Here is a 12,498-nt window from a genome sequence, read left to right as displayed (position 1 = left end):
GCCTCATCTCCTGACAGGAGACTGACGCCTTCCCAGGTTGGTGAACCATGGTGAATCGAAAGCAACTTGATCCGGCATCAAGCCACTGGGCGCCTTTCGGCGTGCAACTTCGCAGGTCACGCGAGGCTGCGGGGCTGACGCAGGCGGAGTTGGCCAGGAAGGTCGGTTACGACCCCTCGTACGTCTCCTACACCGAACTTGCATCCCGCGAGGCGCCCAGCGAGCAGTTCGCGCGCAAGGTCGACGAAGTACTGAACACAGGCGGCACGCTGGTGCTGATGTGGTTCCAGCACAAGCACACGGCCCTGCTAGCACTGTCGAGGGCCGATTCCCTTGCCATGATCCGCGCCGTCCGGGAGGAACCATCCCCATGTCCAGCACTGACCTGACCCGCGCACACTGGATCAAGTCCAGCTACAGCAGCAACGGCGGCGCATGCGTCGAGGTCGCGCCGGGGTTCGCCGGCCTCATGCCCGTCCGCGACTCCAAGGACCCGGCCGGCCCCGCTCTGATCTTCCCGGCCGACGCCTGGCAGTCCTTCGTGGCGGCCGTCCAGGATGGCGAGTTCGGCACGGTCTGACCGTTGCCCACAGGAGTGCAGAACGGCCCGGCACCCCTCGTCAGGGGTGCCGGGCCGTTGGTCAGGTGGCGTCAGTCCGACTTGCGGCGCTGGCGGCCGGTGCCGTAGTTGGAGCCGGACTTGGTGCCGGAGCCGGGCTTGGCGCGACCGGAGGAGCGGCCGATGAAGCCGGCCGCCTGGCGGGAGCCGCCGCCGCCCTGGCCGCCGCCGGCCGCGCCCATGCGCTGCTTGGGGCGGGGGCGGCGGGGGTTGCCGTTCATGTCGACGTCGGTCGGCAGGCCGGAGCGCTTGGCGGGGCGGCGGCGCGGGGCGCCGGCCTTCCCGTCCGCGGCGGCGGCCGGCTGGGTGACGACCGGGACGGCCACCGTGACCGGCACGCCGCTGGGGGTGCGGGCGCCGGTGATGCGGCTGAGCTCGGCGTCGCCGGGGCGGATCTTGGTGGTGGTCGGGCGGATGCCGGCCACCGTCATCAGCCGGCTGACCTCGCGGCGCTGCTCGGGCAGGACCAGGGTGACGACCGTGCCGGACTCGCCGGCCCGGGCGGTGCGGCCGCCGCGGTGCAGGTAGTCCTTGTGGTCGATCGGCGGATCGACGTTGACGACCAGGTCGAGGCCGTCGATGTGGATGCCGCGGGCGGCGACGTTGGTGGCGATCAGCGCGGTGACGTGGCCGTCGCGGAACTGGTCGAGCACCCGGTTGCGCTGCGGCTGGGACTTGCCGCCGTGCAGGGCGGCCGCCTTCACGCCGTTGGCCAGCAGCTGCTTGGCGAGGCGGTCGGCGCCGTGCTTGGTGTGCACGAACATGATCAGGCGCCCCTCGCGGGAGGCGATGTGCGCGGTGGCGGACGCCTTGTCGGACGCGTCCAGCTGGAGCACGTGGTGGTCCATGGTGGTCACCGCGCCGGCCGACGGGTCGACCGAGTGGGTCACCGGGTCGGTCAGGAAGCGCCGCACCAGGCGGTCCACGTTGCGGTCCAGGGTGGCGGAGAACAGCATCCGCTGCCCGCCCTCGGCGACCTGCTCCAGCAGCTTGGTGACCTGCGGCAGGAAGCCCATGTCGGCCATCTGGTCGGCCTCGTCGAGGACCGTGATGGCGACGTGGTCCAGCCGGACGTCGCCGCGGTTGATCAGGTCGTCCAGCCGGCCCGGGGTGGCGACCAGGACCTCGGCGCCGCGGCGCACGGCGTTGGCCTGCCGGGTGATCGACATGCCGCCGACGACGGTGGCGATCCGCAGGTTGACCGCGGTGGCGTAGGGGGTGAGCGCGTCGGTCACCTGCTGGGCCAGCTCGCGGGTGGGTACCAGGACGAGCGCCAGCGGGTACCGGGCGTCGGCGCGACGGCCGGCCGTGCGGGCGAGCAGCGGCAGGCCGAAGGCGAGGGTCTTGCCGGAGCCGGTGCGGCCGCGGCCGAGCACGTCGCGGCCGGCCATGGAGTCCGGCAGGGTGGCGGCCTGGATCGGGAACGGCTCGATGACACCCTCACGGGTGAGCGCGCTCAGGATGCCCTTGGGCAGCTCCAGCTCGGCGAAGCTCGCCACCGGCGGGCGGGGCGGGGTGCCCTCGACCACGGTGAAGTCGGCGGGCTCGGCGGCGCGCGGGGCGCTCTTGCGGGGTGCGCCGTTGCGGGGGGCGCCACCACGGGTGCCGGCGCTGCGCGGTGCACCCGCGCCGGTGTTGCGGCTGCGGGGCTTACGGTTGCGGTCGCCCTCGCGGGGCGAGCGGGCAGGGGTGGTCACGGAGTCTCCGTCCGGTCGTCTGGCACCCCGGGATCGGGGCGGTTCGGCCGTCGGGAGTCAGGTGCCGCCCCGGCCGTTCGGCGGCATGGGCGAGGGCCCGCACCGTGCGGTACGGGCCCTCGCTGCGCGAGATCGCGAGTCAGCTCTGTGGCTGGACTCAGATGACGCGGATGTGCTCGGCCTGCGGGCCCTTCTGGCCCTGCGTGACGTCGAACTCGACCTTCTGGCCCTCGACGAGCTCACGGAAGCCCTGCGCCTCGATGTTCGAGTAGTGGGCGAACACGTCGGCGCCGCCACCGTCCTGCTCGATGAAGCCGAAGCCCTTTTCGCTGTTGAACCACTTCACGGTGCCGGTAGCCATAACCGTCTCCTCTAAAAACTGGGGCATCGGAACCCGCACCTCGCGGGCCCCAAAGTAGCCGCGATCCCCATCCGGAGACTGAAACACCGGACAAAACAAATGCGCCTGTTGGTTGGAACCAGCAGGCGCACACACACGTTCATGGGAACCAAAACTGCAACTGGTTCGACTGTAGCACGACGACACCCCGAGTGACCGGGGCTTTTTTGCCCAGCACGTCACGTTTGCCGGCCGGGGAAAGGGGGCAGGCGGCACCCCCCGAAGAGAGTACCGCCCGCCCCTGGCCGACTACGAACGGTCAGTGCCGTCCGGCCGGTTCCGGTACGTCGTGCGCGCCGGCGAGCGGCGCCGGGCCGGAACCGTGGCCGACGGTGTCGCCGTGGCCGGGCCACCAGGCGCGGTGGCCGAGCAGCGCGGTGAGCGCCGGGGTGAAGAACATCGACATCACGAAGGCCGAGACGATGATGCCGATGGCGATCGAGAAGCCCATCTCGCTGAGCATGGTGTTGCCCGCGAGCAGCATGGTGGCGAAGGTCGCCGCCAGGATGAACCCGGCCGCGGCCACCGTCGGACCACCGTGGCGGATCGCCTGACCGGCCGCCTCGCGCGGGCTGCGGCCCTCCCGGGCCTCCTCCCGCAGGCGGGCGATCATCAGGATGTTGTAGTCGGTGCCGATCGCCACCACGAACAGGTAGATGAAGATCGGCAGCATGAACATCAGTCCCGCCTCGCCCTTCATGTCCTGGAAGACCAGCTTGGTGGCGCCGAGGGTGGCGCCGAAGCCGAGGCCGACCGAGGCCATCAGGTACCAGGGGGCGACCACGCTGCGCAGCAGCAGGCCGAGGATGATCATGATCAGCAGGGCGGCGACCGGGAAGACCAGCGTGTAGTCGTGCACCATCGCCGTGTTGATGTCCTTGTACACGGAGCTGGTGCCGGCGACGTACGCCTTGGTGCCGGCCGGGGCCTTGTCGTGAGCGACATCACGGACCGCGCCGATGGTGTCGATGGCCGCGTTGCTGGCCGACTCGTCCTTCAGCACCACGGTGATGTCGGCGGTGAGGCCGTCCGCGCTGATGTTGCGCGCCGGGTCGGCCAGGACGGCGCCGCTGACGCCGTCGACCTTGCCGAGCTCCGCCACGTAGCCCTGGAGGCCGGCGGCGTCGAGCTTGGTGCCGTTCTGGCTGGAGACGTAGACGTGGGCGGGGTCGGCGGCGCCGGCCGAGTACGCCTTGATCATCGTGTCCTGGACGACCATCGACTCCTTGGTCTTCGGCATGGAGCTGCCGGCCAGGTCGAAGGTGCCCTTGTAGCCGAGGGCGGCGAGCGCCAGGCCGACCATCACCAGACCGGAGACCAGGGCGGCCATGGCCGGGCGGCGGCTGACGCCGCGGCCGATCGCGGCGAAGCGGGCGCTGGAGGGCTCGCGCTGCCAGGCCTTGGACGGCCAGAACAGCACCCGCTCCGGGATCAGGCAGAGGATCGCCGGCACCAGGGTGACCGAGGCGACCGCGGTGACCGCCACGGCGATGGCCAGCGAGGGGCCGAGCGCCTTGAACATGCCGAGGCTGGAGAGGACGAGCACCGCGAAGGCGACCACGACGGCGCCGGCCGCGGAGGCGATCGCCTCGCCGACCCGGCCGACGGCGTTGGCCACGGCCTCCTTGCGGGTGTCCCCGGCCCGCAGCCGTTCGCGGTAGCGGAACATCAGGAACAGGAAGTAGTCGGTACCGACGCCGTACAGCACCACGATCAGGATCGCGGACATCGAGTTGTCGGCCTTGAGGCCGAACAGCTTGCTGGCGTCGGCGATCAGCCCGTTGGCGACCATCGAGTAGATGGCCACCGAGATGACCGGCAGCAGCGCGATGATCGGGCTGCGGAAGATGATCCCCAGCGTGAGCAGGATGATCACGATGGTGCCGACGCCGATCAGCATCTCCGCCGTCTTGCCGGAGTCCTTCTGGTCCAGGGCGCTCGCGGCCGGGCCGCCGACCTGGAACTTCAGGGCGCTGCCGGAAGCGAGCGAAGTCCCCTCCTCGCGCAGCTTCTTGGCGGCGTCGCTGTACTCGTCGGTCTGCATCTTCGACTTGTCGATGGCGACCATCGACATGGCGTACTTGCCGTCCTTGGAGACGGACTCGTCACTGACCGGGAGGACCTTCTGGACCAGCGGGATGTTCTTGTCGGTCAGGCCCTGCACGACCTTGGCCATGGCGGCCTTGTCCGCTTCGTCCAGCTTGCCGCCGTCGGTACGCTCGAAGAGCAGCAGCGCCGACGGCGAGACGGCGGACGGGAAGGCCTTCTCCTGGACCTGCATGGCCTGGATGGACTCGTAGTGCTTGGGCAGGAACGCCGACTCGTCCGTGTTGGCGGTCAGCTTGGGCGCCGTCCCGATGATCGCGATGGCCGCGACCATCCACGCCGCGATCACCCACCAGGCGTAGCGGACGACGAATTGTCCTATTCGGTGGAACATGCTCGTGATGCCTCCTGGGCATGACTCACCGCAGCCCTGAGGGACGGGACGTCGGGCGACGGCAGGACCGGCGGGGAACGCGGAGCCCCCTTGCCGGTCGGCAGGTAAGTGTTCAGAGGACATCATCCTACGAGAACTTGCTTGCCGCCCGGCAAGCAGCCCCCGTGGCCGACCCCCCTCAGGGTCGCCGAACGGCGAGCCCCGACCATCTTCACCCGCCGGACGACCCCCGTACCTCGTACTCGGGGTGGAGACCGCTCCCCCTCAGGGTGGACTTCCCTCCCCCACCCCGAGGGAGGAGACATCAGGGTAGGGGGGTAGGGATAACCCCACCCCTCCCCCGAGGAAACCCCCAGGAAGAACTCCCCCGCCAGCCGGATACCTGGTCAACGGCCTTTTCCCTACTGTCGATTGCGACGCCGGGCGCACCGCCCGCGACCTGATCCCGCCGGGGTGGCCACCGCCGCTCACCCGGCGATGACCGCCGCTCTCCCTGGGGGAAATCCCGTGAAGACCAAGCTCGGCATGGCTGCCTCGATGGGCGCCTGGAGCGCCCGGAACAGAAAGACAGCCGTCTTCGGCTGGCTGCTCTTCGTCGTCCTCGCCACCTTCCTCGGCGGCCTGCACGGCAGCGAGAAGGTCGCCGACTCCGAGTCGATGCCGGGCCAGGTCGCCCGCGCCGCCAAGATCCTCGACGAGGCAGGCCTCAAGCCCCCCGCCAGTGAGACCGTCCTCGTCCAGAGCACCGCGCTGACCGCCGACGCCCCGACCTTCCGAACCGCCGTCGACCAGGTGGTGAGCGCCGTCAACGGCACCGGCAAGGCCGAAGGTGTCCAATCCCCGTACGACACCAAGGCGGTCTCCGCGGACGGGCACTCGGCGCTCGTCCAGTTCACCGTCAAGGGCGAGCGCAAGGAGGCCGTCGAGAACGTCCCGGCCATCATGGACGCCGTCGCCCAGGTGCAGAAGCAGCACCCGGACCTGACCGTGGTCGAGCTGGGCGACGCCAGCTCCAACAAGTGGATCCAGGACCAGTTCTCCGACGACTTCGCCCGCGCCGAGTGGACCGCCGTGCCGCTCGCGCTCGGCATCCTGCTGATCGCCTTCGGCGCGCTGGTCGCCGCCGTGCTGCCGGTGGTGCTGGCCATCACCGCCTTCGTCGCGGCCGGCGGGCTGGTCGCGCTGAGCAGCGGCTTCCTGCACACCAGCGACAACGCCAGCTCGGTGATGCTGCTGGTCGGCCTCGCGGTCGGCGTCGACTACTGCCTCTTCTACCTGCGCCGCGAGCGCGAGGAGCGGGCCGCCGGGCGCGACCTGGAGACCGCGCTGAAGATCGCCGCCGCCACCAGCGGCCGGGCCGTCCTGGTCTCCGGTGTCACCGTCGTGGTCGCCATGGCCGGCATGTTCCTCACCGGCATCGCCGAGTTCCAGGCCATGTCCTACGCCACCATCGTGGTCGTGATCACCGCCGTGCTGGGCTCGCTGACCGTCCTGCCCGCGCTGCTGTCGATGCTCGGCGACAAGGTCGAGAAGGGCCGCGTCCCGCTGCTGGCCCGGCTGCGCCGCCCGGACGCCGCCGCGACCGGCGGCCGGGTCTGGAACGCCGTCCTCACCCCCGTGCTGCGCCACCCGCTGGCCGCCACCGTGCTCGCCGGGGCGCTCCTGGTCGGCCTCGCCGCGCCGATGCTGACCATGCACACCGCCAACCTCACCTTCCAGCAGCAGCTGCCCAAGGGCAACGAACTGGTCACCACCTCGGAGAAGATCGAGGCCGCCTTCCCCGGCAGCCCCGCCCCCGCCACCGTGGTGATCAAGGCCACCGACATCACCTCCCCGGCGATGACCGCCGCGATCGCCGACCTCAGGACCAGGGCCCTGGCCAGCGGCCGGATGCACGGCCCGATCGAGGTCGCCGTGCACCCCGAGAAGAACATCGCCACCGTCGACATCCCGCTGCAGGGCAGCGGCAACGACACCGCCAGCAACGACGCGCTGAAGACGTTGCGCGGCGAGATCGTGCCCGCCACCGTGCTCAAGGTGCCCGGCACCGAGGCCCCGGTCACCGGCCGCACCGCCGGCTCCTACGACTTCAACGCGAAGATGACCGGCTCGATGCCGCTGGTCTTCGGCTTCGTGGTGCTCTTCGCCTTCCTGCTGATGCTGACCTCGTTCCGCTCGCTGGCCGTCGCCGCCACCGCCGTGGTGCTCAACCTGCTCTCGGTCGGCGCCGCGTACGGGGTGCTGACGCTGGTCTTCCAGCACGGGGTGGGCGCCTCGCTGCTGGGCACCGCCGGGGTCGGCGCGGTCGAGTCCTGGGTGCCGCTCTTCCTCTTCGTGATCCTCTTCGGCCTCTCGATGGACTACCACGTCTTCGTGGTCTCCCGGATCAAGGAGGGCCGCGACCGCGGCCTGCCGACCCGGACGGCCATCGCGCACGGCATCCGTTCCACGGCCGGGGTGGTCACCAGCGCCGCGGTGATCATGGTGGCGGTGTTCGGGGTCTTCGGCACCCTCTCCATGCAGGCGATGAAGCAGATGGGCGTCGGCCTGGCGGTCGCGGTGCTGATCGACGCGACCGTGATCCGCGCGGTGCTGCTGCCCTCGGTGATGACCCTGCTCGGCGAGCGCAACTGGTACCTGCCGTCCTGGCTGCGCTGGCTGCCCGAGCTCTCGCACGGCGAGAGCTTCCCGCCGGTCGATGCCGGCCAGGTTTCGCAGGGCACCGTCCCCGCCCCCGCCGGCGCCCCGGCGGAGGGGGCGCGGCACCGCCGGATCGAGGTCTGACACCACCACCGGCACCACACCACCACCGGAACCACCGGCTCCTCCGCTCCACGGCCGGGCCCCGCGTCACGCGGGGTCCGGCCCTCGTGCGTCATGATGATCACCGTCCCCCACCCCCGGCCGAGCCGCTCGGCCACCCCGAGGAACGGAGCCGCGTCCATGATCCCCTTCGACGAGGGCCGCGCCCGGCTGCTGCTCGCCCACGCCTGCGAGTCCGCCGGCCTGCCCGGCCCGGGCAACGCCCGGCTGCTGGCGCTCGGCGAGAACGCCGTCTTCGACCTCGGCGACCCGGCCGTGGTCGCCAAGGTCGGCCGCGGCCCCGAGCTCTACGACCGGGCCCACCACGAGCTGGCCGTCGCCGACTGGCTGGCCGGGCAGGGCATCCCGGTGGTCCGCCCGTACGACGCCGTCGAGCCCGAGCCGCAGCTCGCCCACGGGCACCCCGTCACCTTCTGGCACCGGCTCGCGCCCCCCGAGCGGCCCGCCCGCCCCGCCGACCTCGCCCCGCTGCTGCGCGCCCTGCACCGGCTGCCGCTGCCGCCCTTCCCGCTGGCCCGGCGCGACCTGCTGGCCCCGGTCGAACGCTGGCTGGCCTCGGCCGAGGGACACGTCGACCCCGTCGACGTCGCCTTCCTGCGCCACCGCCGGGACGCCTTCACCGCCGCCCTGCCGGACCTGACCCCGCATCTGACGCCGGGGCTGATCCACGGCGACGCACTGCCGCGCAACGTCCACGTCGGCCCGGACGGCCCGGTCCTGCTCGACCTGGAGAACGTCTCGCACGACCTGCGCGAGCACGACCTGGTGGTGCTCGCGCTCAGCCACGACCGGTACGGCGTACCGGGTGAGGACTACCGGGCGTTCACCGAGGGGTACGGCTGGGACGTCCGCGAGTGGCCCGGCTTCGCGGTGCTGCGCGGGGCCCGCGAGACGGCCAGCGCCTCCTGGGTGGCGCAGCAGGCGCCGGGCAATCCGGCCGCGCTCGCCGAGTTCCGCCGCCGGGTGGACTCGCTGCGCGAGGGGGCGACGGACGTGCGCTGGTACCCGTTCTGACCGGACGGGGACGGACGGGGACGCAACCGGGAGGCCTGGCACCGGCGTCCCACCGGAGAGCGCCCTGCCCTGACCGAGGGATCGCGCCGCCTCACCATCTCAGGAGCCGCCGCCATGCCTGAGCACGCCACCCCGCCACGACCGTCGTCGAGCCCCTCCGTCCCACCGAGGCCGCCGCGTCCGTCGTGTCCGTCGGTCCGGCGCCGTCGCCCGCTGATCACGGGCTGCCTCGCGGTGGCCACCTCGCTGGCCCTGGCGGCCTGCGGCACGGCCAACGGGGCGCTCCAGCCGCAGCCGGGCACCGGCGCGCCGTCGGTGCCCGGCGCACCGTCCGGTGGGCCGCCCGGCGGTCCGTCCGTCGTCCCGGCGCCGGGCTCGGACGGCGTGCCGGTCTCCCCGGACTCCGCCCCCACCCCGCCCGGCCGGCCGGCCGGCACCCCGAAGCCGTCCGCGCCCAGGCCCGTGACGGGCGCCGCCACACCGCCGACCGCGTCGAAGCCGCCGGTCCGGACGCCCTCGCAGCCCCCGACGACGCCGACGCCGGCCGCCCCGCCGGCCACCGGGGCCCAGACCCCGCCCGCGCAGCCCGCTCCGCCCGCGAGCGGTGGATCCGCCGCGGTCGTCCGCTCCACCGCCTCCGGCGGACGGACCGTGGCGCTCACCTTCGACGACGGCCCGGGCCCCGCCACCGGCCAGGTCCTGGACCTGCTCGCGCAGTACGGCGTCAAGGCGACGTTCTGTCAGATCGGCCGGCAGGCCGCGGCCGACCCCGCGATGGTCAGGCGTGTCCTGGCGGCCGGCCACCGGCTCTGCGACCACACCGTGCACCACCCGCAGCCGTTCGCCGCGCTCCCGCACGACAAGGCCGTGTACGAGATCTCCGCCGCCAAGGACATGATCGTCCGGGCCGGCGGGCCGGGCACCGGGGTCGGCTGGTTCCGCGCCCCCGGCGGCGGGTTCAACGCCGACAACGAGCGCATCTCCGCCGACCTGGGCATGCGGCCGCTCGGCTGGTCCGTGGACCCGCGCGACTGGTCCCGCCCTGGCGTCGCCTCGATCGTCTCCACCGTGCGGAGCCAGCTGAAGCCCGGCGGCGTGATCCTGCTGCACGACGGCGGCGGCGACCGCAGCCAAACCGTGGCCGCGCTGCGGCAGTTGATTCCCTGGCTGATCGCCCAGGGCTACCGCTTCGACTTCCCGGCGAGCTGAACTCCCCTATCTCCGACACCTGGACCCGCTGCACCCGGGCACCGCCCGGGTCACCTTCCCCACGCCCGGCCCCGCCGACGCCGCCCCCGACCGCGATGGCGACCCGCGGCTGGTCGACGAGCTGGAGCGGCTGTCCGCCCTGCACCGCGAAGGCGCCCTGGACGCCGCCGAGTTCGCCCTCGCCAAGACCCGGGCCCTCGGGCGCGACCCGGCTGAGCGTGCGTGATAGCGTCGATCTCTTCTCCGGCACGCCGGACGAGGTCCCCCCGCAGGTGATCGTGACCGACCCCGACCAGCGGCTCCGCACCGCGCTCGACGCGCTGGACGCCGCCTTCGCACCGTTCTCCGACCAGCCGTTCGACGTGGGCGGCTGCGCCTACTGCTACCCCGACGCCGGGCTCGCGGCGCTCGCCGGGCCCGCCCGGCTGGTGCCCGAGGAGCTGATCCCGTCCGTCTCCGCCAAATCGATCGGCCACTGGGACGACGGTCCGGGCCTGTACCGAAAAATGACGCCCCGAATCGTCCGGGCGCTGGCCACCGGCCGGCTGCACGTCGACCACGGCCTGATCGCCTCCCGGCTGCTCGAAGCCGGCTGGCGCGACTGGCCGGGCCCCGAGCGGGAGGCGCTGGACGCGGTCTGGTCGGCCTGGTGGCGGGCGACCCTGCACCGGCACCCCGGCGTCGCCCCCGTCACCGGCGTGCTGGAGACGATCGCCGTCAGTACCGGCTCCCTGGCACCGTGGCTCGGCATCTGGGCCGCGACCCGCACCGAGGCGGCGGAGCGCCACCTCTCCGACGCCATGGCCGGCTGGCTGTCCTACGGGCAGCTCTCCGGGCTCCGGCTCGGCTTCTACGACGAGCTGGACGCCACGGCCGAGTTGCTGCCCTGGCTGCTCTCCCTGGGCGAGGACCGGATCGGCGCCGCCCAGCTGTACGAGGTGGAGAAGATCGCGTACAGCTGAGCCGAGGGGCTCAGCGCAGCGGCCAGCGGGGGTCGATGACGGCCTGCGGGTCCTTGGCGCGGCGCAGCCAGGCCTGGAGGCCCTCCGCCCAGTCGTGGTGCCAGCCGATCTGGAGGTCGTGCAGCTCGGCCAGCGGGACGTCGCCGACCTGGCCGGGGTAGCGCTCGGCGAGGGCGACGGCGACCCGGACGGCGGCCAGCGCGTCGCTGCCGGCCTCGTGCGCGTCGGTCAGCTCCACGCCGTACACCTCGCAGACCCGCTGGAGGGTGCGGGAGCCCTTGCGGTACTTGTCCACGGCCCGGTCGATGACCAGCGCGTCCAGCACCGGCGCGACCGGGCCGCCGAGCCGCTCGGCGAGCGGCGCCAGGCCGTGGCGACGCAGTTCGGCGTCGAGCAGCGAGAGGTCGAAGGGCGCGTTGAAGGCGACCACCGGGCGGCCGGCGGCGAGCCGTTCGCACAGCGCCGCGGCTATCTCGTCCACCGCTTCCTTGGCCGGGCGGCCCTTGCTCCGGGCCAGGTCGTCGCCGATGCCGTGGATCGCCTCGGCCTCGGCGGGGATCGGGACACCGGGGTCGAGCAGCCAGCCGGTGGCGCTCAGCCGGCGGGCTCCGACGGTGTCCACGAGGGCGGCCGTGACGATGCGGGACGCGGCCGGGTCCGTACCCGTGGTCTCCAGGTCGAAGCCGACCAGTGGCTGCTGCCACCAGCTCATAGGGGTGTGTCCTTCCGTCCGGTTGGTCGAAGCAGCCCCTATCATCGCCCGCCCCACCGACAATGCCGCCGCTGGGGCGGGCGGGCCCGGCCCAGCGGCCCCCTGCTACGCGGCGGCCGCCTCGCGCGACCCGGCCGGGCGGACCAGGCGGACGTCGACCGGGTCCTCGGACTCCAGGGCGAAGCCGTGGCGTTCGTAGAGGCGGCGGGCGGCGCTGCCCCGGAGCACGTCGAGCCGGACGGGCTCGCCCGCGGCGTCGGCGGCGGCCAGGACGGTGCGCAGGACGGCGGAGCCGAGGCCGCGGCCCTGGTGGTGCGGGGCGAGGTAGAAGTGCTCCAGCAGCCGGCCGCCCTGCTCGGCGGGGCGGACGGTGACGCAGCCCGCGAACTCGCCGTCCACCAGGACGATCGAGGTGTAGCGGGTGGAGAAGGAGTCCCGCAGGCGCCGGCGGACCCGGTCCTCGTCGTAGCGGCCGAGCCGTTCGAGGTCGGGGCGCATCACCACGGCGCGGAGTTCGGCGACGGGTTCGACGTCGGCGGCCTCGGCGGTGCGCAGGGTCCAGGCGGGGGCGTCGGCGGGGCTGTTCATGGCCGTAGTCTCCCAGCCCGCCTCATGGCCGTAG

11 protein-coding genes are annotated in these 12,498 nt (G+C 72.8%); 6 read left to right on the top strand and 5 right to left on the bottom strand.

Translation table 11 applies throughout. The features are described 5' to 3' along the window. Positions 1-47 precede the first annotated feature (47 nt). Positions 48-389, top strand: coding sequence for a helix-turn-helix domain-containing protein (locus ACIQIB_RS24590; RefSeq protein WP_400760620.1), 342 nt, complete (start codon positions 48-50; stop codon positions 387-389). Beyond that, positions 371-580 carry a DUF397 domain-containing protein gene (locus ACIQIB_RS24585; RefSeq protein ID WP_363609213.1) on the top strand — a complete coding sequence of 70 codons (210 nt, stop codon included), beginning with the start codon at positions 371-373 and terminating at the stop codon, positions 578-580. The genes ACIQIB_RS24590 and ACIQIB_RS24585 overlap by 19 nt, the downstream gene beginning before the upstream one ends. A gap of 71 nt (positions 581-651) precedes the next feature. On the opposite strand, the gene ACIQIB_RS24580 is transcribed toward ACIQIB_RS24585, so the two are convergent. From ACIQIB_RS24580 to ACIQIB_RS24570, 3 genes are all read right to left on the bottom strand, one after another. Further along, a complete protein-coding gene (locus tag ACIQIB_RS24580; protein WP_363609215.1) occupies positions 652-2,316 on the bottom strand; it encodes a DEAD/DEAH box helicase in 1,665 nt (554 codons plus the stop codon). Positions 2,317-2,473: 157 nt separating this feature from the next. Continuing rightward, a complete protein-coding gene (locus ACIQIB_RS24575; RefSeq protein ID WP_363609217.1) occupies positions 2,474-2,677 on the bottom strand; it encodes a cold-shock protein in 204 nt (67 codons plus the stop codon). Positions 2,678-2,975: 298 nt separating this feature from the next. Then, positions 2,976-5,156, bottom strand: a complete 2,181-nt coding sequence (locus ACIQIB_RS24570) for an MMPL family transporter (RefSeq protein ID WP_363609219.1) — start codon at positions 5,154-5,156, stop codon at positions 2,976-2,978. 477 nt (positions 5,157-5,633) lie between these two features. Between ACIQIB_RS24570 and ACIQIB_RS24565 the strand changes: the two genes are divergently transcribed. The 4 genes from ACIQIB_RS24565 to ACIQIB_RS24550 all read left to right on the top strand — a co-directional run bounded on the left by ACIQIB_RS24565 (position 5,634) and on the right by ACIQIB_RS24550 (position 11,164). Further along, positions 5,634-7,940: an MMPL family transporter gene (locus tag ACIQIB_RS24565; protein WP_400658087.1), complete on the top strand. Its 2,307-nt coding sequence runs from the start codon at positions 5,634-5,636 to the stop codon at positions 7,938-7,940. A 159-nt stretch (positions 7,941-8,099) separates the two neighbouring features. Then, a complete protein-coding gene (locus ACIQIB_RS24560; RefSeq protein ID WP_400760616.1) occupies positions 8,100-8,993 on the top strand; it encodes a phosphotransferase enzyme family protein in 894 nt (297 codons plus the stop codon). A 114-nt stretch (positions 8,994-9,107) separates the two neighbouring features. Continuing rightward, entirely contained in the window at positions 9,108-10,202 is a 1,095-nt protein-coding gene (locus tag ACIQIB_RS24555; RefSeq protein ID WP_400760613.1) for a polysaccharide deacetylase family protein, read from the top strand. A 218-nt stretch (positions 10,203-10,420) separates the two neighbouring features. Beyond that, positions 10,421-11,164, top strand: coding sequence for a hypothetical protein (locus ACIQIB_RS24550; RefSeq protein ID WP_363609225.1), 744 nt, complete (start codon positions 10,421-10,423; stop codon positions 11,162-11,164). A 10-nt stretch (positions 11,165-11,174) separates the two neighbouring features. Here ACIQIB_RS24550 and ACIQIB_RS24545 read toward each other — a convergent pair whose 3' ends face one another. Together ACIQIB_RS24545 and ACIQIB_RS24540 are read right to left on the bottom strand one after the other, a co-directional pair. Continuing rightward, positions 11,175-11,876, bottom strand: a complete 702-nt coding sequence (locus tag ACIQIB_RS24545; RefSeq protein ID WP_363609227.1) for an exonuclease domain-containing protein — start codon at positions 11,874-11,876, stop codon at positions 11,175-11,177. 105 nt (positions 11,877-11,981) lie between these two features. After that, a complete protein-coding gene (locus tag ACIQIB_RS24540; protein WP_400657986.1) occupies positions 11,982-12,464 on the bottom strand; it encodes a GNAT family N-acetyltransferase in 483 nt (160 codons plus the stop codon). Positions 12,465-12,498: the final 34 nt, after the last annotated feature.

This window comes from Kitasatospora sp. NPDC092286, from assembly GCF_044755565.1.
Lineage (GTDB): Bacteria > Actinomycetota > Actinomycetes > Streptomycetales > Streptomycetaceae > Kitasatospora.
Note: the sequence above shows the minus strand (reverse complement) of the source record. Positions and strands in the feature narration are given on the sequence as shown.

Bases quoted from the DNA above. Each gene is read 5' to 3' on its own strand.
- ACIQIB_RS24590 (WP_400760620.1), top strand. From the start codon at position 48: ATGGTGAATCGAAAGCAACTTGATCCGGCATCAAGCCACTGGGCGCCT.
- ACIQIB_RS24585 (WP_363609213.1), top strand. From the start codon at position 371: ATGTCCAGCACTGACCTGACCCGCGCACACTGGATCAAGTCCAGCTAC.
- ACIQIB_RS24575 (WP_363609217.1), bottom strand. From the start codon at position 2,677: ATGGCTACCGGCACCGTGAAGTGGTTCAACAGCGAAAAGGGCTTCGGC.
- ACIQIB_RS24570 (WP_363609219.1), bottom strand. From the start codon at position 5,156: ATGTTCCACCGAATAGGACAATTCGTCGTCCGCTACGCCTGGTGGGTG.
- ACIQIB_RS24565 (WP_400658087.1), top strand. From the start codon at position 5,634: ATGACCGCCGCTCTCCCTGGGGGAAATCCCGTGAAGACCAAGCTCGGC.
- ACIQIB_RS24560 (WP_400760616.1), top strand. From the start codon at position 8,100: ATGATCCCCTTCGACGAGGGCCGCGCCCGGCTGCTGCTCGCCCACGCC.
- ACIQIB_RS24555 (WP_400760613.1), top strand. From the start codon at position 9,108: ATGCCTGAGCACGCCACCCCGCCACGACCGTCGTCGAGCCCCTCCGTC.
- ACIQIB_RS24545 (WP_363609227.1), bottom strand. From the start codon at position 11,876: ATGAGCTGGTGGCAGCAGCCACTGGTCGGCTTCGACCTGGAGACCACG.
- ACIQIB_RS24540 (WP_400657986.1), bottom strand. From the start codon at position 12,464: ATGAACAGCCCCGCCGACGCCCCCGCCTGGACCCTGCGCACCGCCGAG.